Source organism: Zhengella mangrovi (genome assembly GCF_002727065.1).
Classification (GTDB): Bacteria; Pseudomonadota; Alphaproteobacteria; order Rhizobiales; family Rhizobiaceae; genus Zhengella; species Zhengella mangrovi.
The window spans coordinates 90,848-110,949 of the sequence record NZ_PDVP01000008.1 but is presented as its reverse complement, the minus strand read 5'-3'; the positions used below and the strand labels follow the sequence as shown (position 1 = coordinate 110,949).

Sequence of the window (20,102 nt, the reverse complement as noted above, 5' to 3'; positions counted from 1 at the left end):
CTTATGATTTGAAGGAATTTGCCTAAATCCTGCCCATTTCAGCGCGCGCTTGAGGATTTCGCCTGCGGTTTCCTGCCGGTTTCCTGCCGGCCTGGAAAGCCGGCGGGAAACCGCAAGGGTTATTCCGCTGCCTCCAGCGCGAGGTCGGGCTTCGGATCGGTGAAGCGGCTCAGTGCCTGTTCGCGGGCCGTTTTCGCCTTTTCCGCGTTGGCTGCCTTCACGTGGCCGAACCCGCGCACCATGGACGGGATCGCCGCCAGTTCGGCGGCCGCATCGAGCCGCGCCCCGTCGAGCCGGTTGGCGATCATCGCGACGTCGGCGACATACTGGTCGCGAAGCGCCCGTTCCATGCGCCGTTCGGCGGTGTAGCCGAACAGGTCGAAGGCCGTGCCGCGCAGGCCCTTCATCATCGACAGCGCCCGGAAGACATGGCGGATCCAGGGGCCGTAATGGGCTTTCCTGGCGTGCCCCTTGTCGTCCTTGCGGGCCAGGATCGGCGGCGCGAGGTGGAATTCCAGCCGGTCGTATCCGGAAAATTCCCGCGCCATCTGGCGTTTGAAGGCACCATCGGTGAACAGCCGCCCGATCTCGTATTCGTCCTTGATCGCCATGACCTTGAACAGGTTGCGGGCCACGGCTTCGGTCACCGCGGTCGATGCCTTGTCGATCCGGCTTTCCGCGGTCCGCACCGTCTCGACGAGATCGCGGTAGCGCCGTGCGTAGGCCTTGTTCTGGTACCCGGTCAGGAACGCTTCGCGCCGCGCGATCACCTCGTCGAGCGTTTCGCCGGAGAAGTCGGGGCGCGAACGGCCGCGCAACTTGTCGACCAGGGCCTGCACGCTCTCGCGGTCATGGCCGGCCCGGCGTCCCCAGCGGAAGGCCTCGATGTTCATGTCGATGGCCTGGCCGTTCAGGCGGATCGCCTGCTCGATCGCCTCGCTCGACACCGGCAGGCCGCCGAGCTGGTAGGCAAGGCCCAGCATGAACATGTTGGCGCCCAGCGAATTGCCGAACAGCGTCGTTGCCGTCCGCGTGGCGTCGAAGAAATGCGCCATGTCGTCACCGGCTGCCTTGCGAATGGCCTGCTTCAGCCGTTCGGCCGGCAGCGAGAAGTCCGGCGAGCGGGTGAAATCGCCCGGCATGACCTCGGCCGTGTTGGTGACGAAAAGCGTTTCGCCCTCGCGGGTGGCGGAAAGCACCTTGGCCGATCCGGATACCACGAGGTCACAGCCCAGGATCACGTCCGCCTTTCCGGCCGAGACGCGGATCGCGTGGATATCGTCCGGCGTCCGGGCGATGCGGACGTGCGAATAGACCGCCCCGCCCTTCTGCGCCAGGCCGGCCATGTCGATCATGCCGCAACCCTTGCCTTCCAGGTGGGCCGCCATGCCCAGGATCGCGCCGATCGTCACCACGCCGGTTCCGCCGACACCATCGACCACGGAGGACCAGCCCTGCCTGTCCAGCTTGAAAAGGGTGGGCTCCGGCACACCGTCCAGCGGGTTCCTGTCGAGGCTCACACCTTCCGATTTCGCGATCCGGGCCCCGTGTACGGTGACGAAGGACGGGCAGAAGCCGTCCAGGCACGAGAAATCCTTGTTGCAGCTCGACTGGTCGATGCGCCGCTTGCGCCCGAACTCGGTATCGACCGGCTGCACCGAGACGCAGTTCGACTTGACGCCGCAATCGCCGCAGCCCTCGCAGACCAGTTCGTTGATGATGACCCGCCTGTCGGGATCGGGGAAGGTTCCGCGCTTGCGCCGCCGGCGCTTTTCCGCCGCGCAGGTCTGGTCGTAGATCAAGACCGAGACGCCCGGCACCTCGCGCAGTTCGCGCTGCACCGCATCCATTTCCTCGCGGTGATGGATGGTCGCGCGCTCCGGAAACGACATCACCCCGGCATACTTGTCCGGTTCGTCGGTGACGATCGCGATCCGCTCCACGCCCTCCGCGCGCACCTGCGCGGCGATGTGATCGACCGACAGCGTGCCTTCGTGCGGCTGCCCGCCGGTCATGGCCACGGCATCGTTGTAGAGGATCTTGTAGGTGATGTTCACGCCCGAGGCGATGGCATAGCGGATGGCCAGCGAACCGGAGTGGTTGTAGGTGCCGTCTCCGAGGTTCTGGAACATGTGCTTGCGCTTGGAGAACGGTGCCTGGCCGACCCATTGGGCCCCCTCGCCGCCCATCGCGGTAAAGCCGACGGTCTTGCGATCCATCCACAGCGCCATGAAGTGGCAGCCGATGCCGGCACCCGCCAGCGAGCCGTCCGGCACGCGCGTGGAGGTGTTGTGCGGGCAGCCCGAGCAGAAATAGGGCGTGCGCACCGCCACGTCCTTGGTGTCGGACAGCATGGCCTGGAACTGGCGCATCTGCTTGACGCGCGCCTCGATCTCCTCCGACGGTCCGATCACCTTGACGATCCGCTCGCCGATGGCGATCGCGATGTCGTTCGGATCCAGCGCGCCCTTGACCGGGAACAGCCAGTCGCCGCGTTCATCCTTCTTGCCGACCACCGTCGGCTGGTTCGCCGTTCCGTAGAGATCCTCGCGGACCTGGACCTCGATCAGCGACCGTTTCTCTTCGACCACGACGATCGTGTCGAGACCGCGCGCGAATTCCTTGATGTGCTCGAGGTCAAGCGGCCATGGGCAGGCCACCTTGAACAGCCGGATGCCGAGCTGGTTGGCCCGCTTCTCGTCGACACCCAGTTCATCGAGCGCCTCGCGAACGTCGAGGTAACTCTTGCCGACCGTGATGATGCCGAGCTTGGCCTTGCGTCCGCCCGAGTAGATGATGCGGTTGAGCTTGTTGGCCCGGATGAAGGCCGCCGCAGCCGCGCGCTTGTAATTGTGCAGCCGCTCTTCCTGGCCGATCTGGTTCAGTTCGTGGCGGATGTTGAGCCCGCCCGGCGGCATGTCGAACTCCGGCAGGACGATGTTCAGCCGGTCGAGCGAGACGTCCACCGATGCCGTCGATTCGATGTTGTCCTTGACGCATTTGAGAGCCGCCCACGTTCCGGCGAACCGCGACAGCGCGTAGCCGTAGAGCCCGTAGTCGATCAGTTCCTGCACGCCGGCCGGGTTGAAGATCGGGATCATCGTGTCGACGAACAGGAATTCCGTCGCATGCGCGTTGGTGGAGCTTTCCGCCGTGTGGTCGTCGCCCATCAGCGCCAGCACGCCACCATGCTTCGACGATCCGGCCAGGTTGGCATGGCGGAAGACGTCGCCCGAGCGGTCGACGCCGGGGCCCTTGCCGTACCAGAGCGCGAAGACGCCGTCCTTCTCGCCCTCGCCCAGCAGTTCGGTCTGCTGGCTTCCCCAGCACGCCGTGGCCGCCAGTTCCTCGTTCAGGCCCGGCTTGAAGACGATGTCGTTGCCGGCGAATTCCTTGCGCGCCTTCCAGAACTGCTGGTCGAGCCCGCCAAGCGGCGAACCGCGGTAGCCCGAGACGAAACCACCGGTATTCAGACCGTTGCGGCGATCCATTTCGCGCTGCATCATCAGCATGCGCACGATCGCCTGGGCGCCGGAAACGAAGATCCGTTGCTTGGACAGATCGAACTTGTCGGCGAGGCTTACCTCGTGCAGCGTCATATGGTCACTCCTCCGGCGCGGGCTTTTCAGGAACCCATTCTATACATGGTCAGTTTTCTGCGCCGGGCAAATCCAGTCAATTGAAATCCGCTGCCAGCGTCGCATTGGCAAGCCAATTCACAACAACTGGCGGAAAGCATTAGGAAAAATACCCGAAACGCGGATTTGACGTAACGGAATTGCCGGAACGGCAGGTCTGCGGGGCAATGGAAAGGCCCGATTGTCGCGGTAAAATTGGTAAAATAAGTTATCCAGTTTCTTTTCCCGGCGTTCGAAATCTGCTAACCGGCTTCATCAGGAAGTCCGTATGATGAGCGGCACCGGTATTCCTGTCGACAAGCGCGCCGCCGTGTTGCACTGTCGGCGCGGCCGGAAACAAGGCCGGGAACGCTGACAGGGAAAGCGGCGTCAGGGAGGGCAAGCATGAAGGGTCTATTGGCAGTCTCAGGACTGGTCGATCGTATCAACGCATTCATAGGCAAGCAGGTATCGTGGCTGATTCTCGCTGCCGTTCTGGTTTCCGCCTATAACGCCACCGTGCGTTACCTCGGCGACGGGTTGCCCAGTTACATCCCGATCCCGCGGGCCTCGAATGCCCTTCTTGAACTGCAGTGGTATCTCTACGGTACCGTGTTCATGCTGGCGTCCGCCTACACGCTGCTCCGCAACGAGCATATCCGCATCGACATCGTGTCGAGCCGGCTGAAAAAGCGCACCCGCGACTGGGTCGACCTCTTCTGCCACGTCTTCTTCCTGCTGCCGTTCTGCCTGCTGATGGTCTGGCTGGCGTGGCCGTGGTTCTGGCGCTCCTACAACAGCGGCGAGATCTCGGCCAATGCCGGCGGCCTGACGCTCTGGCCGGCCAAGGTCATGGTGCTGATCGGCTTCTCGCTGCTCACCGCCCAGGCCCTGTCCGAGATCATCAAGCGCATCGCCGTCCTGCGCGGCGACATCGAAGATCCCACCCCGCAGCATGACCTGCCGCCCGAGGCCGAGGCCGCCCTCGACATGGAGGACGCCCGCTGATGCTCGACCTCATCGCCCACGAACTTGCCCCGATCATGTTCATCTCCGTCATGGCGATGCTCCTGATCGGCTATCCCGTTGCCTTCACGCTGGCGGCCGGCGGCCTTCTCTTCTTCGCCGTCGGCGTGGAGATGTCGCACCTTTCCAGCGAGATCCGCCTGTTCTGGCCTCTGCTCCAGAGCCATCCGGAGCGGATCTACGGCATCATGTACAATGACACGCTGCTGGCCATTCCGTTCTTCACCTTCATGGGGCTGATCCTGGAACGCTCCGGCATGGCCGAGGATCTCCTTGACACGGTCGGCCAGCTGTTCGGCCCCGTGCGCGGCGGCCTTGCCTATGCCGTGGTGCTCGTCGGCGCCCTGCTGGCCGCCACCACCGGCGTCGTTGCGGCTTCGGTCATCGCCATGGGCCTCATCTCGCTACCCATCATGATGCGCTACGGCTACGACCGCTCGTTCGCAACCGGCACGATCGCCGGTTCCGGAACACTGGCGCAGATCGTGCCGCCGTCGCTCGTCCTGATCGTCATGGCCGACCAGCTCGGCCGGTCCGTCGGCGACATGTACGTCGGCGCCATCCTGCCGGCCGCGATCATCGTCAGCGCCTACTGCCTCTACGTTTTCGCCGTCACGCTGGTGAAGCCGGGCTGGGCGCCCGCGCTGCCGATGGAAGCCCGCACGCTCGGCGGCGGCGTCATGTCGCTCATCGTGCTCATGGCCATCTCGGTCGGCATCTATTTCCTGACCTACCACACCATCTTCGCCGAGATGCGCTACGAGGTCCGCCTGGTCTGGGCGGCGACCACGGCCGTCGCCTTCGCGCTCGCAACCAGCCTGATCAACCGGCGCTTCAAGTTCGGCATCCTGTCGCGGCTGGCCGAGCAGGTCGTCATCGTTCTGATCCCGCCGCTGGCGCTGATCTTCCTCGTCCTCGGCACGATCTTCCTCGGCATCGCCACGCCGACCGAGGGCGGCGCCATGGGCGCCACCGGCGCGCTGATCCTGGCCATGCTCAAGCGCCGCATCGATTTCGCGACGCTGAAGCAGGCGCTGGACTCCACCACGAAGCTCACCGCCTTCGTCATGTTCATCCTGATCGGCGCCCGTGTCTTCGGCCTGACCTTCTACGGCCTGAACGGCAACATCTGGATCGAGGAACTCCTGCTGGCCCTGCCGGGCGGCGAATACGGCTTCCTCGTGGTGGTGACGATCATCGTCTTCATCCTGGGCTGCTTCCTCGACTTCTTCGAGATCGCCTTCATCCTCGTTCCGCTGCTCGCGCCGGTCGCCGAAAAGCTCGGCATCGACCTGATCTGGTTCGGCATCATCCTCGGCATCAACCTGCAGACATCGTTCCTGACGCCGCCGTTCGGCTTCGCGCTCTTCTACCTGCGATCCATCGCGCCGCGCTCCGAATGGCTCGACAAGGCGACCAACAAGATGATGCCGGGCGTCAAGACGACCGAGATCTACAAGGGCGCCGTTCCCTACATCTTCATCCAGTTCCTGGTGATCCTGCTGATCATCGCCTTCCCGCGCCTCGTCACCCACTACAAGGACGACGAGAAGGTGTTCAATCCGGACGACATCAAGATCGAGGTTCCGTCCTTCAACGGCGGGCTCCAGACGCCAGGTTCCGCACCGGCCGGCACGTCGCCCGGCGGCCTGCCCGGGCTGCAACTGCCCAACCTCGGCGGCCCCAACCTCGGCCAGCCGCCGAAGACCGGGACGAACGGCAACAACGGCGGCCTGCAGCTGCCCGGCCTGCAGCTTCCCGGCGCTCCGAACGTCGGCCAGCCCCCGGCCTCCCAGGAGGACAACAAGCCCCAGGGTGGACCGTCCATCCAGTTGCCGGGGCTGTCGCTGGGCGGCCCTCCGAAGGTCGATACCGCGCCGGCGAACTGATCGCACCGTCGCCGATGAACAACGAAAGCCGGGCCAGCGCCCGGCTTTTTTCATGGAACAATGCGGCCTGTGATCCGTTGAAACGGACAGTTCGGATCGCTGTCATGCTCGAAACGCCGCCCGCCCTCTTCCTGTCCCGACATCCTGGCCCCGCCACCGTGCTGCTCCACGGCATGGTCATGGCTCCCTGCTTCTGGGAGACCTACGCGCCGCCCGTCTGCCGGCGCGGCACGGCCGTGGCCTACCCCCTGCCCGGACACCATCCGTGGAGCCTGGACGAGGCGGCCGCCACACTCACCATCGACGCGGTTCTGGAGGCCTATGCGACCGCGATCCGGCGCGATTTCCGCGGCCGGCCGGTCACTCTCATCGGTCATTCCACGGGCGCCTTCATGGCCCTCGGACTCGCCGCCCGCTACCCCGATCTCGTCGAGGGACTGGTCCTCATGGGCGCCCTTTCCTGCGGCGGGCTGGATGGCTGCCAGCCCTTCGCGATGCGCCTGCTGCGTTTGCCGCGCTTCGGTCAGTGGACCTTCGAGCGCCTGCTGTCCCACTGGATTTCGACCCCGGCCCGCTTCATCGATGGCGCCCGGTCCTGCGTCGCGGATCCCGACAGCCCGCTCCGCCAGGACCGGGACCGCCAGGCCATCGAGAGCGTCCGGCTGGCGCTGCTGAAAAGCCGGCCGGCGGAGATCGCCACCCTTGTGAGGCTGCTCTCCATCACCTCGCTGTCGGAAGAACTGTCCGGCATCACCTGCCCGGCCCTCAACATCGTCGGTGGCAGGGATCGGGTGATCCGGCCGCGCCACCAGTTCAACATCCAGGCATCCATGCCGGGCATGGCGACGCTGCTTCTTCCCGAAGCCGGCCACCTGCCCATGGTCGAGAACCCGCCTGCGGTCGCCGAAGCCGTCCGCTCGTTCATGAACCTGCGGTTTCTCCATCGCCTGCCCGCGTCGAACCGCGCCGCCCGTCCTGCGTCGTCCGGTCCGGTCACCGCGAACGCCAACGAAAAACCCCGGGACGTTTCCGCCCCGGGGTTCGATGGGTTCGCTGCTTCGGCAGGCTGAAGCTTAGAGCTTGCCGGCCTGCTGCTGGATCATCATGAAGGTGTCGAAGGTGTTTTCCGACAGCTGCATCCACAGGTAAGCGTCCTTCTTGAACGCCAGCTGGTGATCGTAGATCTTCTTGAAGGTCGCGTTTTCCGCCGAGATCTCGGCATAGGTCCCCTTGGCGGCCTCGTAGGACGCTTCCAGGATCTCGCGCGAGAACGGACGAAGCTGCGTTCCGGCGCCGACGAGCTGCTTGAGCGCGGCCGGGTTCTTGGAATCGTAGTTCGCCATCATGTCGGTGTTGGCCGCACGGCAGGCAACCTCGAGGATGGCCTGGTAGTGCTTCGGCAGCTCCGCATACTTGTCCTTGTTGGCCATGGTGTGCAGCACCGGGCCACCTTCCCACCAGCCCGGGTAGTAGTAGTAGGGCGCAACCTTGTTGAAGCCGAGCTTGGCATCGTCATACGGGCCGACCCATTCGCAGGCGTCGATCGTGCCCTTTTCCAGCGAGGCGTAGATGTCGCCGCCGGCGATCTGCTGCGGCACGACGCCGAGCTTCTCGATGATCTTGCCGCCCATGCCGCCGATACGCATCTTCAGACCCTTGAGGTCCTCGACCGTGTTGATTTCCTTGCGGAACCAGCCGCCCATCTGGGCACCGGTGTTACCGCAGGGGAAGCCGATGAGGTTCTGCGTGGCGTAGAACTCGTTCATCAGGTCGTTGCCCGAAACGCCGTCCGAGGTCGGGTAGTAGAACCAGGCGTTCTGCAGGCGGGCGTTCAGGCCGAACGGAATGGCCGTTCCGAGCGCGTAGACCGGGTCCTTGCCCCAGTAGTAGTAGGACGCGGTGTGGGCCAGTTCGACCGTGCCGGCCGAAGCGGCATCGGCGGCCTGCAGTCCGGGAACGATTTCGCCGGCGGCATAGACCTGGATGTCGAAGTTTCCGCCCGTGGCGCCACGAACGAATTCGGCCATCGTCTCGGCCGCACCGTAGATGGTGTCGAGTGCCTTCGGGAAGGACGAGGTCAGGCGCCAGGTGATCTTCGGGTTTTCCTGCGCGATGGCCGGGGCCGCGAGAGCCGTGGTAGCGGCAGCACCCGCACCGGCAAGACCCGCCTTCTTGATAAATGAACGACGATCCATGGATATCCTCCCATTGGTGATCAGAACAAAGGAACGTTGCGGCGAGCGCCCTCACGCCCCGCCCAATTTCCGACGGTATCAATACACGTTGACAACGGCCTGTCCAGCATCGTGAAAACACGTGGCCAATTTTTTTTACCAGTTGCAGCCGCAGCGCCCGGACGGTTCTTTCGCGATCCGGCGGAACATTGCATCTGGCATGGCGGCAGCGGGGCGATTATGTAGGGCCGCGTCGCTATCAGGAGTTCCGTCCCATGGCCCAGCCGCTCGTAGCCGTCACCTCCGACATTCGCGAGTTCGACAATTATATCTGGCATTGCGTGCCGGAAACCTATCTTTCCGCTGCGCTTCAGGTGGCCGGCGTCCTGCCGCTGGGTGTGCCGGCCTTCGGTTCCGCCATCGACGCGCCAGCGCTGCTCGCCCGCATGGATGGCCTTCTGGTGACCGGTTCGCGCACCAATGTTCACCCCGGGCACTACGGCGTCGAGGCCAGCGACCGCCACGAGCCCTTCGATCCTGCCCGCGACGAGACGTCGATCCGTCTCATCCGCGCTGCCATTGCCGGCGGCGTGCCGCTGCTGGCCATCTGCCGCGGAATCCAGGAACTGAATGTCGCGCTCGGCGGCTCGTTGGAAACGGAAATCCAGGACCAGGAGGGGATCGACGATCACCGGGCGCCCGCCTCCGATCACAATGACGACCGTTTCGCGGTCCGCCATCCCGTGCAGGTCAAGCCCGGTTCCTGCCTCGCCGCGGTTGTCGGCGCCGGCGAGATCCAGGTGAACTCGCTCCATCGCCAGGCCATCGGCCGCCTGGCGCCTGGCCTCGACGTGGATGCCGTCGCGCCCGATGGCACGGTCGAGGCCGTCTCGGTCACCGGCGCATCGGCCTTCGCGATCGGGGTTCAGTGGCACCCGGAATACTGGGCGAAGTCCGACACGCCTTCGGCAGCCATTTTCAAGGCATTCGGCGCGGCGGCCGCGGAACGCAGCCGGCAGCGTCAGTCGGCGGATGCCAGCGCCATCAGCCGTCCTGCCGGAACCACCGCCTCGTAGGCAAAACCCTCGCTTTCGGCGAACTCGGCAATGGCCCCGTCGTTCTGGTCGCGCAAGGAAATGCCGCCCTTCAGCCGGTCGGCATGGGTTGCGGCGGCCAGCGGGTTGTCATAGCCGTCGCCGCACCGGCCGGCCGAAACGCTGCCGTCGGCCATATCGATGGCAAGGCGGCAACTCGTCTCGATCCCGGCGACCCAGATCCGGAAGTGCCGGACGGTGTCGGTTCCGAACAGGCGCGCCGCGCGGGCTGCCGGTTGCGCGCCGGATTGCGTGGGAGTGGTCAGGGCACCGCCTGACTGGAGATAAACCGCGGCTCCGCCAAGTCCGGCCACGAGAAACAACATCCGGAAAATCATAAGGCCCCCTTTCCGATACATGTCGCTGCGTGCAACTTGAACCGGAAATGGTTAACGACCGATTAGGAATCGGATGGCGCCGTCAGGCGGGCGGTGCACCGGTCGACTGGCGCACCCGCAGTTCCGGTCGGATGAGTTCCTGCCCGCCATGAACGTCATGGCCGGCCAGCCGCTCCAGCAGCGTCTTGGCTGCGCGGCGGCCCACTTCCCGCTGCCCGTTCCAGACGGTCGTCAGCGCCGGCGTGGCGATCGCGGCTTCCTGCAGGTCGTCGTAACCGGTGACCGAAAGATCGGTGCCGACCGTGAGGCCCGCCCGGGCCAGGCCGTTCATCAGCCCGATCGCGACCAGGTCGTTCCAGCAGACGGCGGCCGTCGGGCGCGGCTCGATGGCCAGCACCTTCTCCGTGGCATCGAAACCGGCAAGCTTGTTGCGCGGCCCGGCGATGCGCCACTCCGGCTTGACCTCGAGACCCGCCGCCTTCATCGCGTCGACATAGCCCTGGTAGCGGTCACGGCCCGTGGAGGTCTGGTCCGTCCCGCCGACCATCGCGATCCGGCGATGGCCGAGTTCGATCAGGTGTTTCGTCGACAGGCCGGTGCCATAGGCATCGTCGCCCCGGAAGGCGGGCACATCGGAGCCTGGAACATTGCGGGCGATGAGCACGGTCGGCAGCCCGTTCTTTTCCGCCAGTTCGATGTCCGCCAGCGGCGTGCCGATCGCCGGCGACATGATGATCCCGTCGGCGCCCAATTGCAGCAGCGTGTCGATGAAGGCGCGTTGTTTCTCCACCTGGTCATAATGGTTGGAGAGCAGGAACGTCTGGCCCGACCGGTCGAGTTCGTCCTCGATGGAGCGCAGGATCTCCGCGTAGAACGGGTTCATGATGTCGTGCACGACGACGCCGATGATGCCGGACCGGGACGTGCGCAGGCTCGCCGCGCGGCGATTGTAGATGTAGCCGATATCGCGCGCATGGGCCTTGATTCGCTCGCGCGTCTGGTCGGCGACCAGCGGACTGTCGCGCAGGGCCAGCGAAACCGTGGCGGTCGAGACGCCGAGCGCCTCCGCGATGGTCGAAAGTTTGATTTTCTGCGCCAGGGTAGCAGCCTCCGCCTCGCAGCCACGCCTCTCGTGCAATTCCAGCGAAGGTGGGAACCGGTTTCGCGTCCGGAATTGCGTAGAAACAACGCGATAGAGCATCGGAGCTACTCAACGAATAGCGGAAACGCTCTGGATTAAACGTTTTAAATTCCTAGCGGCGCAGGCACCGGCTTTCAACGCTTTTTTGCCGGCAGGACGGATCGCACCGCTGGCGTGGCGACGGAACTGCGCCGCAGGATGCGTTCGCGGTGAACGATGTAGAGGCCCGAGGCGATGATGATGAGCGATCCGCCGAGCGTGTAGTGATCCGGGAGGTCGCCGAAAACCAGCCAGCCGAAAAGGACCATCCAGACCATTTGCAGGTAGGGATAGGGCGCAAGCGCGAAGACGGTGGCCCGCTTGTAGGCGTTGATCAGCAGCCAGTGTCCGATCCCGCCGAAGAAGCCGAGGCCCAGCAGCACCGCCCAGTGCAGCGGCGTGGCGGGAATCGAACCGTAGAGCGGCACCACCGGCGCCATCAGCACGGCGGGCGTGAGGGCGGAAAAGAAGATCAGGCTTTCCGGTGTCTCGGTCTCGGAAAGCTTGCGCGTCATGATCACGTAGAAGCAGTAGCTGAGCATGGCCAGCGCCACGTAGAGATAGCCGATTCCCAGCTGGCCCATCCCCGGCCGCGTGATGACGAGCACGCCGGTAAAGCCCACGGCCACCGCTGCCCAGCGCCGCCAGCCCGCCCATTCGCCAAGCAGCGGACCGGCCAGTGCCGTGATGACCATCGGCGCGAAAAAGAAGATCGAGATCGTTTCGGCCAGTTGCAGCGTCTGCAGCGCCATGAAATTGAAGAACGTCGAGCCGAAGAGCAACATGCCGCGAATGATCTGCGCCGGCACGCTGGAGACCTTGAGCACCGCCGCATTCGACCAGCCGCGCAGCAGCACGAAGGCCAGCACCGCATGCTCGGCGAACCGCGCCCAGGACACGAAACGGGCATCCATCCCCGACGTCACCAGGATCTTGGCGCTGGTGTCGAGACAGGCAAACAGGAAGCAGGCGGCTGCGATCAGCAGGATGGCGGCGGTCGGCGTGGCGGTCTCGGCGGGGGCGGGTCGGGTCAAGCGGCAATCCTCGCATGCATGAGCCGGTCATCGGCCCGCCACGCATCCCGCACAAGTCAAAAATCCTTGTCCGTCAGGCAAGCGGTTTCGCCGGTGTGGGCTCAGGCGGCCTCGTCCTCGTCGTCGCCGTCGTCCGTATCCGGGGCGCCGGACTGGCCCAGGTTTCCTTCCACCCGTGACAGGAGCTTCAGAAGCGCCTTGCGCTCCTTCTTGTCCAGCCCCTTGACGAGGGCCTTTTCCGACCGCTTGACCGATTTCTCGATCGCCCGGATCGCCTCGCGCCCGGTCTCGGTCAGCGTGACGTGGGCGATGCGCGCATCCGTTTCCGACCCGGTCTTGGTCAGGAACCCCTGGGCCTGCAACCGGTTGATCGTCTTGGTGATCGTCGGTGGCTTGACCCCGAGCCGGTTGGCCAGTTGCGTCGGCGTCAGCCCTTCCTCGATGCTGAGCGCCAGCATGATCTGGTCCTGCCCGGCATAGAATCCGTGCTCAAGCAGCCGCGCCGCCAGATCGGTACGCGCCAGCCGCGCGACCGCCTGCAGTCGCGCCGAAACCAAACCCTTGCCCGACTTTCCCATCGAAAGCTCCCGTCCTTGTCCTGCCAGTTTACGTCGCGATTGCCGATTCGCAAACGAAGCGGTTGCACGCGGGCGCGCCGAAGCGATAGCGTGACCGCCCTGCCCGAGCCCTGCACCTGGAAGAGCCGACATGCTTTTGCCCCGCCGCCATTACAATCAAATGACAGCCGGCGAATTGTCCGGCGCGAAGGCCGGCGGATGGATAGCGGTCCTGCCGCTGGGCGCGACCGAGCAGCACGGGCCGCACCTGCCGTTCGAAACGGACACCATCATCGCCGAGGGCGTTGCAGAGCGCCTCGTCAAGCGCGCACCCGCGGGCCTTCCGCTGACGATCCTGCCGGCCGAGCCGGTCGGCTATTCCGTCGAGCACTTGGACGTCGCCGGCAGCAGGACGCTGGCCTTCGACGAGGCCGTGAACCGCTGGATCGGGATCGGCGAGCGCCTGTTCGCCCAGGGTTTCCGCAAGCTGCTCATGCTCAATGCCCATGGCGGCAACTCGCCGCTGATGACCGTCGTTGCCACCGAATTGCGCGTCCGCCTTTCCATGCTTGCCGTCGCCACGAGCTGGACGCGTTTCATTGTGCCCGGCCAAGGCGTCAGCGCGGAGGAGAAGGCCTTTGGCATCCATGGCGGACAGGTCGAGACGGCGGTCATGCTGGCGCTCAGGCCGGACCTCGTCGACATGGCACAAGCGGCCGATTTCCCCTCCGCGCAGGCAGACCATGCGGGCACCTTCACCCATCTGCGCGCCTATGGCCCCCATGCCTACGGCTGGATGATGAGCGATCTCAACCCGCAAGGCGTGGCCGGAAACGCGTCCGCGGCAACAGCGGACCTGGGCGAGACCCTGCTCGACACCGCCGCCGATGGCCTGGTCGCCCTGGTACGCGACATCCATGCCTTCAATCCGCCCTGGCTTGCCGGCTGAACCCGTCTGGTCTTGCGACGCCGCCTCGCCTATATGACGGCCAGAGACCTCCCGCCCGATCCCGGGGCGACCAGAAAGTCAAGGCAAGACCCCATGAGCGAAGCTGCCAATCCCGTTCCCGTCACCGTCCTCACCGGCTATCTCGGTTCCGGCAAGACGACCCTTCTCAACCGCATCCTGTCCGAGGACCATGGCAAGCGTTACGCGGTCATCGTCAACGAGTTCGGCGAGATCGGCATAGACAACGACCTGATCGTGGAATCCGACGAGGAAATCTACGAGATGAACAACGGCTGCGTCTGCTGCACGGTGCGCGGCGACCTCGTGCGCGTGGTCGAGGGCCTGATGCGCCGCCCCGGCCGTTTCGACGCCATCCTCGTGGAGACGACGGGCCTCGCCGACCCCGCGCCGGTCGCCCAGACCTTCTTCATGGACGAGGACGTGCGCTCCAAGACCCGCCTCGACGCGGTGGTCGCGCTGGTCGATGCCAAGCACCTGCCCCTGCGCCTGAAGGACAGCCGCGAGGCCGAGGACCAGATCGCCTTCGCCGACGTCGTCCTGCTCAACAAGACCGACCTCGTTTCGCCGGAGGAACTGGCCGACGTGGAACGTCTCGTTCGCACCATCAACCCGTCGGCCCGCATCCACCGCACGGAGCGCTCGGCCATCGCGCTCGACCAGGTGCTCGACCGCGGCGCCTTCGACCTGCAGCGCGCCCTCGACAACGATCCCCATTTTCTCGACCATGACCACCCGGATCACGAGTGCGGACCGCATTGCGACCATGATCACCACGATCACGATCACCACCACCATCATGAACACGATCATGACCACGATCATCATCACGGCCACGACCATGACCACGCCGCGGTGTCGGCCATTCATGACCTGACAGTGAAATCGGTGTCGCTGCGCGGTGGCCCCATGAACCCGCAGCGTTTCTTTCCCTGGGTGGAGAAGATCACCCAGACGCAGGGTCCGGACATCCTGCGCCTCAAGGGCATCATTGCCTTCGACGGTGACGAGGACCGCTACGTCGTCCAGGGCGTGCACATGATCGTCGAAGGCGATCACCAGCGTCCCTGGAAGGAAGGCGAGACCCGCGAGAGCCGAATGGTCTTCATCGGCCGCAATCTCGATCCCGAGCTGCTGGAACGCACCTTCAAGGCCTGCGAGGCCTGAGGAGACCATGCCCACCGTTGCCCCGCTCGATCTCGACGGCCATTGCATTGCTGCCGCCTTCGTCGCCGGCGTGCCCGTCTTCGCCATGGCCGACGGCCAGGTCCATCGCCTCGACAATGGCCACAAGAGCATCGAGGCTCACGACGGCCTGCTCTGCGCCACCTATGACGCCGCGCGCGACTGCCTGCTGACCGGCGGCGAGGACGGGCGCGTCTGTGCGCTCGGCGCCGATGGCGATGCGGTGGAGGTCGCCGGGGCGCCGCGCAAGTGGATCAATGCCGTGGCCGCCGGGCCCAACGGCGCCATCGCCTTTGCCGAGGGCCGCAACGCCCATGTCGTCCTGCCCGACGGCAAGGCGAAGGTCTTCGCCCATCCCCGTTCGGTGGAAGGCCTCGCCTTCGCGCCCAAGGGCCTGCGCCTGGCCGTCGCCCGCTACAACGGCGCGACGCTGCATTTCCCCGCCACCGAGGGCAAGCCGGCGGAACTGGAATGGGCCGGCGCCCATATCGGCGTCACCTTCTCGCCGGGCGGTGAGTTCCTCGTCACCACCATGCAGGAAAACGCCCTGCACGGCTGGAAACTGAGCGACGGCAAGCACATGCGCATGGCGGGCTACCCCGCAAAGGTGAAAAGCTGGTCCTGGAGCGCGAAGGGCAAGTGGCTGGCAACATCCGGCGCGCCGGCAGCCATCGTCTGGCCCTTCCAGGGCAAGGATGGCCCGATGGGCAAGGCCCCGCTGGAACTGGGCACCCGCGGCAATGCCATGGTCACAGCCGTCGGCTGCCACCCGGCCGAGGACCTCGTCGCCATCGGCTATGCCGACGGCATGATCCTGGCGGCCCGCTTCAACGATGGCCGCGAGGTCGTTCTGCGTCGCGGCGGAAACGGCGCCATCTCCGCCATGGCCTGGGACAGGGACGGCGTCCGCCTGGTCTTCGGCGCCGAAACGGGCGATTGCGGCGTGGTCGACATTCGAGGCTGACGCGCCGCGATCAGTGCCGGCCCCGCCATTTGGCAAACCAGCCAAGCCCCTCCTCGGTGCGTCCCTTCGGACGGTATTCGCAGCCGATCCAGCCGGCGTAGCCCGCGTCGTCCAGCGCGCCGAAGACGAAGCCGAAATCGATCTCGCCGCTGTCCGGCTCGTGCCGGCCCGGGTTGCCCGCCACCTGGACATGCCGGATCAGCGGGCGGTACCGGGTGAACGTGCCGGTCAGTTCGCCGCCATGCCGGCTCTGGTGGTAGAGGTCGTATTGCAGGAACAGGTTGTCCGACCCGGAATCGGCGATCACCAAAGCGCCCTGTTCGGCGCTCGACAGGAAATAGCCCGGCATGTCGTACGGGTTGATCGGCTCGATCAGGATGGCTATGCCCCGCCGGCCGGCTTCCTCGGCCGCCCACCGCAGGTTGGCAACGTAGGTGGCGCGCCACGCGTGCCGGTCGGCATCGTCCGGCATGGTGCCGGCCATGACATGGACCTGGTCGGTCCCGAGATCACGCGCATAGGCGAGCGCCAGCCCGATCGATTCGCGGAATTCCGCTTCCCTGCCCGGGGTGGCGGCCAGCCCTCGCGCCCCCGCGGCAAAATCGCCGCCCGGCGGCGCGTTGAACAGAACCTGCTGCAGTCCGGCATCGTCCAGCGCCCGGCGGAGCTCATCGGCCGGGTAGTCATACGGGAACAGATACTCGACGGCCCTGAAGCCGGCCGCGCCTGCGGCGGCGAACCGCTCCATGAACGGCCGTTCCGTGAACATCATCGACAGGTTGGCGGCAAATCGCGGCATGGCGGAAGTGGTAGGGGCTTGGCCGTTCCAAGGCAAACAAAAACGGGCCCGGCACGAAGGCCGGACCCGTTTCCCCGGAAAGGAGAGTTCCTGTCAGCGAAGGCTTGCCCGGAAAGAGGCGCGCTCGCTGCAAACCTGGGTGCCCGTCGTATAGTGATACTTCTTGACCGACCAGCCGCCGAGCTTGCCGCGGATACGGTATTCGAAGCGGACCCGGGTCTGGCGCTGGTTGACCTTTTCCAGGTTGCGCGTCTCGCGCCACGCCGCGCCATTGCGGAGCGTCTCGTTGCGAACCGGCTCAGAGCGCCAGCCACCCCGCGAACCGCGGGCCGGGTCCCAGTAGTCGACATCGACGATGTTGATCGTCTGGCCGCTGTTGTTGGTGAATTCGAGGAACACGTTCTTGCAGGTATTGCCGGCGAGGGCCGGCGATGCGGCGATGGCGGCGCCGGTCAGGGCAAGGGCGGCGATGGCGGTGCGGGTCAGGCGGGAAATCTGGGTCATGGCTTGTCTCCGTTTGCTGTGCTCTGGGTCGTCCCCATGCACAGAAGCTTCGCCGATCCATTCCCCTGATCATATGAGGTGAATACCTCAATTGGCGGTCCGGCCACGCCGCCGCACGGCCGCCATGGAACCTCGCCCCAAGGGCGCGGATGAATCAGCAAGGGAGCAGTTCAGCCGGAAATCGCGGACTTCGCCCGCCGGCCGGCCACCCAGGTCTCGGCAATGGCCCGGTCGTCGCCCATGGTCTGCAGCAGGAAGAGTTCCTCGGCCAGCGTTGTCACGGTCTCCATGCGCAGCGCCATGCCGGGCGTGGCCCTTGCATCGAGCACCACGAGATCGGCATCGCTGCCTTCCTCCAGCGTGCCAAGCCGGTCGGCCATCGACAGCGCCTCGGCATTGCCGCGCGTGATCTGCCAGAACGAGGCCAGCGGATTGATCTTCTCGCCGTTCAGCGCGATGACCTTGTAGCCCTCGTCCATCGTCCGCAGCATGGAATAGTTCGTGCCGCCGCCGACATCGGTTGCCGCCGCCGTGCGCACCGGCCGGGCACGCCTGTTGTAGCGCTGCCAGTCCATCAGGCCGGACCCGAGGAACAGGTTCGACGTCGGGCAGAAAACCGCGACCGACCCGCTGTCGGCCATGGCGTCCAGTTCGCGCTCCGACAGGTGGATGGAATGGCCGAACAGGCTCTTCGGCCCGGCCATGCCATAGGCTTCGTAAACGCCGAAATAGTCCGGCGCATCGGGATAGAGCTCCCGCGTCAGCGCGATCTCGGCATGGTTTTCCGAAAGGTGCGTCTGGACATGGCAGTCCGGATGGGCGGCGGTCAGCGCCTGAACCATTTCCATCTGCGCCGGGGTCGACGTGATGGCGAAGCGAGGCGTGATCGCGTAGGAAAGCCGCCCCCGCCCGTGCCAGCGCGCGATCAGCGCGGCGGTCTCGTCATGGGACGATTGCGGCGTGTCGGTCAGCCCGTCCGGCGCGTTGCGGTCCATCATCACCTTGCCGGCGATCATCGCCATGCCGCGGGCCTCGGCTTCGGCAAAGAACGCATCTGCCGATTCCGGCCGCACCGTGCAGTAGACCGCAGCCGTGGTGGTGCCGTGGCGGACCATTTCGTCGAGGAAGGCCGAAGCGATACGCCGCCCATGCGCCGGGTCGGAGAACTTCATCTCCTCTGGAAACGTGTAGCGGTTCAGCCATTCCAGTAGTTCGGCGCCGAAACTGGCGATCACCTGCATCTGCGGGAAATGCGCATGCGCATCGATGAAGCCCGGCAGCACCAGGTGCGGCCGGTGATCCACGATTTCCGCGCCGGCGCCCGCTTCCGCCTGCACGGCCGCGAACGGCCCCCGCCGGACGATCCGCCCGTTGCGGATGAGCAGCCCGCCGTCTTCCTCGTAGGAAACCGCCTCGCCGTCTTCCACGCTGTCGGGCCGGCGCAGGAAGCTCAGCAACCGGCCGCGGATCAGGAGGTCGCTCACTTCGCCCCCTCGTACCAGGCGACGATGAGGGCCCGCTCCTCCGGGGTGATCTCCGTGACATTGCCGGGCGGCATGGCGTGGCTGGCGCCGGCCTGCAGGAAGATCTCCCGTGCGTGCTGCACGATGGTGGCGTCGGTGTCGAGCATCACGTGTTTCGGCGCCACGTGAACGCCTTCCCACACCGGTTCGGCGGCATGGCACATCGAGCAGCGCCCCAGCACCGTATCGCGCACCGTCTCGAAATGCGGCGACTGGGCATAGGCCATCTGCGAAGCCGGGATGGAGGCTTCCTCCCGGTTATCCGGCAGGCTTGCCCCGAAGCTCGACAGCCAGACGATGACCGCAAAGATCAGCGCCGCCAGCACGAAGGTCCAGTAGGGCTGTCCCTTGCGGGCATGCATGGAGTTGAAGAAATGGCGGATCAGCACGCCGATCAGGAACACCAGCGCCGCGATCACCCAGTTGTACCGGGTGGCGAATGCCAGCGGATAGTGGTTCGACAGCATGAAGAACAGCACCGGCAGCGTCAGGTAATTGTTGTGCAGCGAGCGCTGCTTGGCCTGCTTGCCGAGCGCCGGGTCGGGCTTCTCGCCCGCCTTCAGCGCCGCCACCACCTTCTTCTGGTTGGGGATGATGATGAAGAACACGTTGGCCGACATGATAGTGGCGGTGAAGGCACCGAGGTGCAGGAAGGCGGCCCGCCCGGTGAATACCTGCGTGTAGGCCCAGCCCATCGCGATCAGGGCCACGTAGAGAAGGACCATCAGCCCGACGTCGCTCTTGCCCAGCGGCGACTTGCACAGCGCGTCGTAGATCAGCCAGCCGATGGAGAGCGAGGCAATCGAAATGGCGATCGCCACCGGTGCGGATATGTCCAGCACGCTGCGGTCGATAAGGAACAGGTCGGCGCCGCCGTAATAGACGATAGCGAGCATGAGGAAGCCCGACATCCAGGTCCAGTAGCTTTCCCACTTGAACCAGGTCAGGTGTTCCGGCATCGCCGCCGGGGCCACCAGGTATTTCTGGATGTGGTAGAAGCCGCCGCCATGGACCTGCCATTCCTCGCCATGGGCGCCCTCCGGCAGGCCGGGGCGCTGCCGGAGCCCCAGGTCCAGCGCGATGAAGTAGAACGACGAGCCGATCCAGGCGATGCCGGTGATGATGTGCAGCCAGCGCACGCCGAGCGCCAGCCAGTCCCAGGTGATTGCCAGAACGTCCATGTCGATCCCTCTGTCGTGTCACCCGCGATCATTGCTGGCCCGGTCCCGTTTGAAAAGCACATCCTTTCAC

At 65.5% G+C, this 20,102-nt stretch carries 16 protein-coding genes and 2 pseudogenes; 7 read left to right on the top strand and 11 right to left on the bottom strand.

What is annotated here, in order from left to right:
* Window positions 1-119: 119 nt before the first annotated feature.
* Window positions 120-3,629, bottom strand: coding sequence for an indolepyruvate ferredoxin oxidoreductase family protein (locus tag CSC94_RS14170; protein WP_280949994.1), 3,510 nt, complete (start codon window positions 3,627-3,629; stop codon window positions 120-122).
* 393 nt (window positions 3,630-4,022) lie between these two features.
* On the opposite strand from CSC94_RS14170, the gene CSC94_RS14165 reads away from it, so the two are divergent.
* The 3 genes from CSC94_RS14165 to CSC94_RS14155 all read left to right on the top strand — a co-directional run bounded on the left by CSC94_RS14165 (window position 4,023) and on the right by CSC94_RS14155 (window position 7,602).
* Window positions 4,023-4,625 (top strand): TRAP transporter small permease subunit, encoded by a 603-nt coding sequence (locus CSC94_RS14165; protein ID WP_099307006.1) that lies wholly within the window; start codon window positions 4,023-4,025, stop codon window positions 4,623-4,625.
* On the top strand, window positions 4,625-6,532 hold the full coding sequence (locus CSC94_RS14160) for a TRAP transporter large permease subunit (protein WP_099307005.1): 1,908 nt from the start codon (window positions 4,625-4,627) through the stop codon (window positions 6,530-6,532). The genes CSC94_RS14165 and CSC94_RS14160 overlap by 1 nt, the downstream gene beginning before the upstream one ends.
* 104 nt (window positions 6,533-6,636) lie before the next feature.
* Window positions 6,637-7,602, top strand: coding sequence for an alpha/beta fold hydrolase (locus CSC94_RS14155; protein ID WP_165784438.1), 966 nt, complete (start codon window positions 6,637-6,639; stop codon window positions 7,600-7,602).
* Window positions 7,603-7,605: 3 nt separating this feature from the next.
* Here the strand turns inward: CSC94_RS14155 and CSC94_RS14150 are convergent, their stop codons facing one another.
* Window positions 7,606-8,727 (bottom strand): TRAP transporter substrate-binding protein, encoded by a 1,122-nt coding sequence (locus CSC94_RS14150; RefSeq protein ID WP_099307003.1) that lies wholly within the window; start codon window positions 8,725-8,727, stop codon window positions 7,606-7,608.
* 254 nt (window positions 8,728-8,981) lie between these two features.
* Here CSC94_RS14150 and CSC94_RS14145 point away from each other — a divergent pair, with 254 nt between their 5' ends.
* A complete protein-coding gene (locus CSC94_RS14145; RefSeq protein ID WP_099307002.1) occupies window positions 8,982-9,782 on the top strand; it encodes a gamma-glutamyl-gamma-aminobutyrate hydrolase family protein in 801 nt (266 codons plus the stop codon).
* Here the strand turns inward: CSC94_RS14145 and CSC94_RS14140 are convergent.
* From CSC94_RS14140 to CSC94_RS14125, 4 genes are all read right to left on the bottom strand, one after another.
* Window positions 9,728-10,126 carry a hypothetical protein gene (locus tag CSC94_RS14140; protein WP_165784437.1) on the bottom strand — a complete coding sequence of 133 codons (399 nt, stop codon included), beginning with the start codon at window positions 10,124-10,126 and terminating at the stop codon, window positions 9,728-9,730. The genes CSC94_RS14145 and CSC94_RS14140 overlap by 55 nt on opposite strands.
* 94 nt (window positions 10,127-10,220) lie before the next feature.
* Window positions 10,221-11,237, bottom strand: coding sequence for a LacI family DNA-binding transcriptional regulator (locus tag CSC94_RS14135; protein ID WP_099307086.1), 1,017 nt, complete (start codon window positions 11,235-11,237; stop codon window positions 10,221-10,223).
* Window positions 11,238-11,413: 176 nt separating this feature from the next.
* Window positions 11,414-12,352 (bottom strand): DMT family transporter, encoded by a 939-nt coding sequence (locus CSC94_RS14130; RefSeq protein ID WP_099307000.1) that lies wholly within the window; start codon window positions 12,350-12,352, stop codon window positions 11,414-11,416.
* Between the two features lie 101 nt (window positions 12,353-12,453).
* Complete coding sequence (locus tag CSC94_RS14125; protein ID WP_099306999.1) at window positions 12,454-12,930, bottom strand: MarR family winged helix-turn-helix transcriptional regulator; 477 nt, start codon at window positions 12,928-12,930, stop codon at window positions 12,454-12,456.
* A 130-nt stretch (window positions 12,931-13,060) separates the two neighbouring features.
* Between CSC94_RS14125 and CSC94_RS14120 the strand changes: the two genes are divergently transcribed.
* From CSC94_RS14120 to CSC94_RS14110, 3 genes are all read left to right on the top strand, one after another.
* Entirely contained in the window at window positions 13,061-13,858 is a 798-nt protein-coding gene (locus tag CSC94_RS14120; protein ID WP_099306998.1) for a creatininase family protein, read from the top strand.
* A 93-nt stretch (window positions 13,859-13,951) separates the two neighbouring features.
* On the top strand, window positions 13,952-15,043 hold the full coding sequence (locus CSC94_RS14115) for a CobW family GTP-binding protein (RefSeq protein WP_099306997.1): 1,092 nt from the start codon (window positions 13,952-13,954) through the stop codon (window positions 15,041-15,043).
* A 7-nt stretch (window positions 15,044-15,050) separates the two neighbouring features.
* The gene (locus CSC94_RS14110; RefSeq protein ID WP_099306996.1) at window positions 15,051-16,025 is read left to right on the top strand and encodes a WD40 repeat domain-containing protein; all 975 of its coding nucleotides are present in this window, start codon (window positions 15,051-15,053) and stop codon (window positions 16,023-16,025) included.
* 10 nt (window positions 16,026-16,035) lie between these two features.
* Here the strand turns inward: CSC94_RS14110 and otnI are convergent, their stop codons facing one another.
* From otnI to CSC94_RS14090, 5 genes and pseudogenes are all read right to left on the bottom strand, one after another.
* Complete coding sequence (otnI, locus tag CSC94_RS14105) at window positions 16,036-16,824, bottom strand: 2-oxo-tetronate isomerase (RefSeq protein ID WP_099306995.1); 789 nt, start codon at window positions 16,822-16,824, stop codon at window positions 16,036-16,038.
* A 93-nt stretch (window positions 16,825-16,917) separates the two neighbouring features.
* Window positions 16,918-17,328 (bottom strand): hypothetical protein, encoded by a 411-nt coding sequence (locus CSC94_RS14100; RefSeq protein ID WP_099306994.1) that lies wholly within the window; start codon window positions 17,326-17,328, stop codon window positions 16,918-16,920.
* A 170-nt stretch (window positions 17,329-17,498) separates the two neighbouring features.
* A complete protein-coding gene (gene guaD, locus CSC94_RS14095) occupies window positions 17,499-18,812 on the bottom strand; it encodes a guanine deaminase (RefSeq protein WP_099306993.1) in 1,314 nt (437 codons plus the stop codon).
* Window positions 18,809-19,063 (bottom strand): annotated as a pseudogene (locus CSC94_RS25285) (urate hydroxylase PuuD); the annotation flags it as partial. The gene guaD and the pseudogene CSC94_RS25285, both read right to left, overlap by 4 nt.
* Window positions 19,064-19,131: 68 nt before the next feature.
* Window positions 19,132-20,032 (bottom strand): annotated as a pseudogene (locus CSC94_RS14090) (urate hydroxylase PuuD); the annotation flags it as partial.
* Between the last annotated feature and the right edge of the window lie 70 nt (window positions 20,033-20,102).

What these genes read in the sequence shown, in the direction of transcription:
- CSC94_RS14155 (WP_165784438.1), top strand. Translation starts at nt 6,637, where the DNA reads ATGCTCGAAACGCCGCCCGCCCTCTTCCTGTCCCGACATCCTGGCCCC.
- CSC94_RS14160 (WP_099307005.1), top strand. Translation starts at nt 4,625, where the DNA reads ATGCTCGACCTCATCGCCCACGAACTTGCCCCGATCATGTTCATCTCC.
- CSC94_RS14115 (WP_099306997.1), top strand. Translation starts at nt 13,952, where the DNA reads ATGAGCGAAGCTGCCAATCCCGTTCCCGTCACCGTCCTCACCGGCTAT.
- CSC94_RS14145 (WP_099307002.1), top strand. Translation starts at nt 8,982, where the DNA reads ATGGCCCAGCCGCTCGTAGCCGTCACCTCCGACATTCGCGAGTTCGAC.
- otnI (WP_099306995.1), bottom strand. Translation starts at nt 16,824, where the DNA reads ATGCCGCGATTTGCCGCCAACCTGTCGATGATGTTCACGGAACGGCCG.
- CSC94_RS14140 (WP_165784437.1), bottom strand. Translation starts at nt 10,126, where the DNA reads ATGTTGTTTCTCGTGGCCGGACTTGGCGGAGCCGCGGTTTATCTCCAG.
- CSC94_RS14110 (WP_099306996.1), top strand. Translation starts at nt 15,051, where the DNA reads ATGCCCACCGTTGCCCCGCTCGATCTCGACGGCCATTGCATTGCTGCC.
- CSC94_RS14120 (WP_099306998.1), top strand. Translation starts at nt 13,061, where the DNA reads ATGCTTTTGCCCCGCCGCCATTACAATCAAATGACAGCCGGCGAATTG.
- CSC94_RS14165 (WP_099307006.1), top strand. Translation starts at nt 4,023, where the DNA reads ATGAAGGGTCTATTGGCAGTCTCAGGACTGGTCGATCGTATCAACGCA.
- CSC94_RS14125 (WP_099306999.1), bottom strand. Translation starts at nt 12,930, where the DNA reads ATGGGAAAGTCGGGCAAGGGTTTGGTTTCGGCGCGACTGCAGGCGGTC.
- CSC94_RS14150 (WP_099307003.1), bottom strand. Translation starts at nt 8,727, where the DNA reads ATGGATCGTCGTTCATTTATCAAGAAGGCGGGTCTTGCCGGTGCGGGT.
- CSC94_RS14100 (WP_099306994.1), bottom strand. Translation starts at nt 17,328, where the DNA reads ATGACCCAGATTTCCCGCCTGACCCGCACCGCCATCGCCGCCCTTGCC.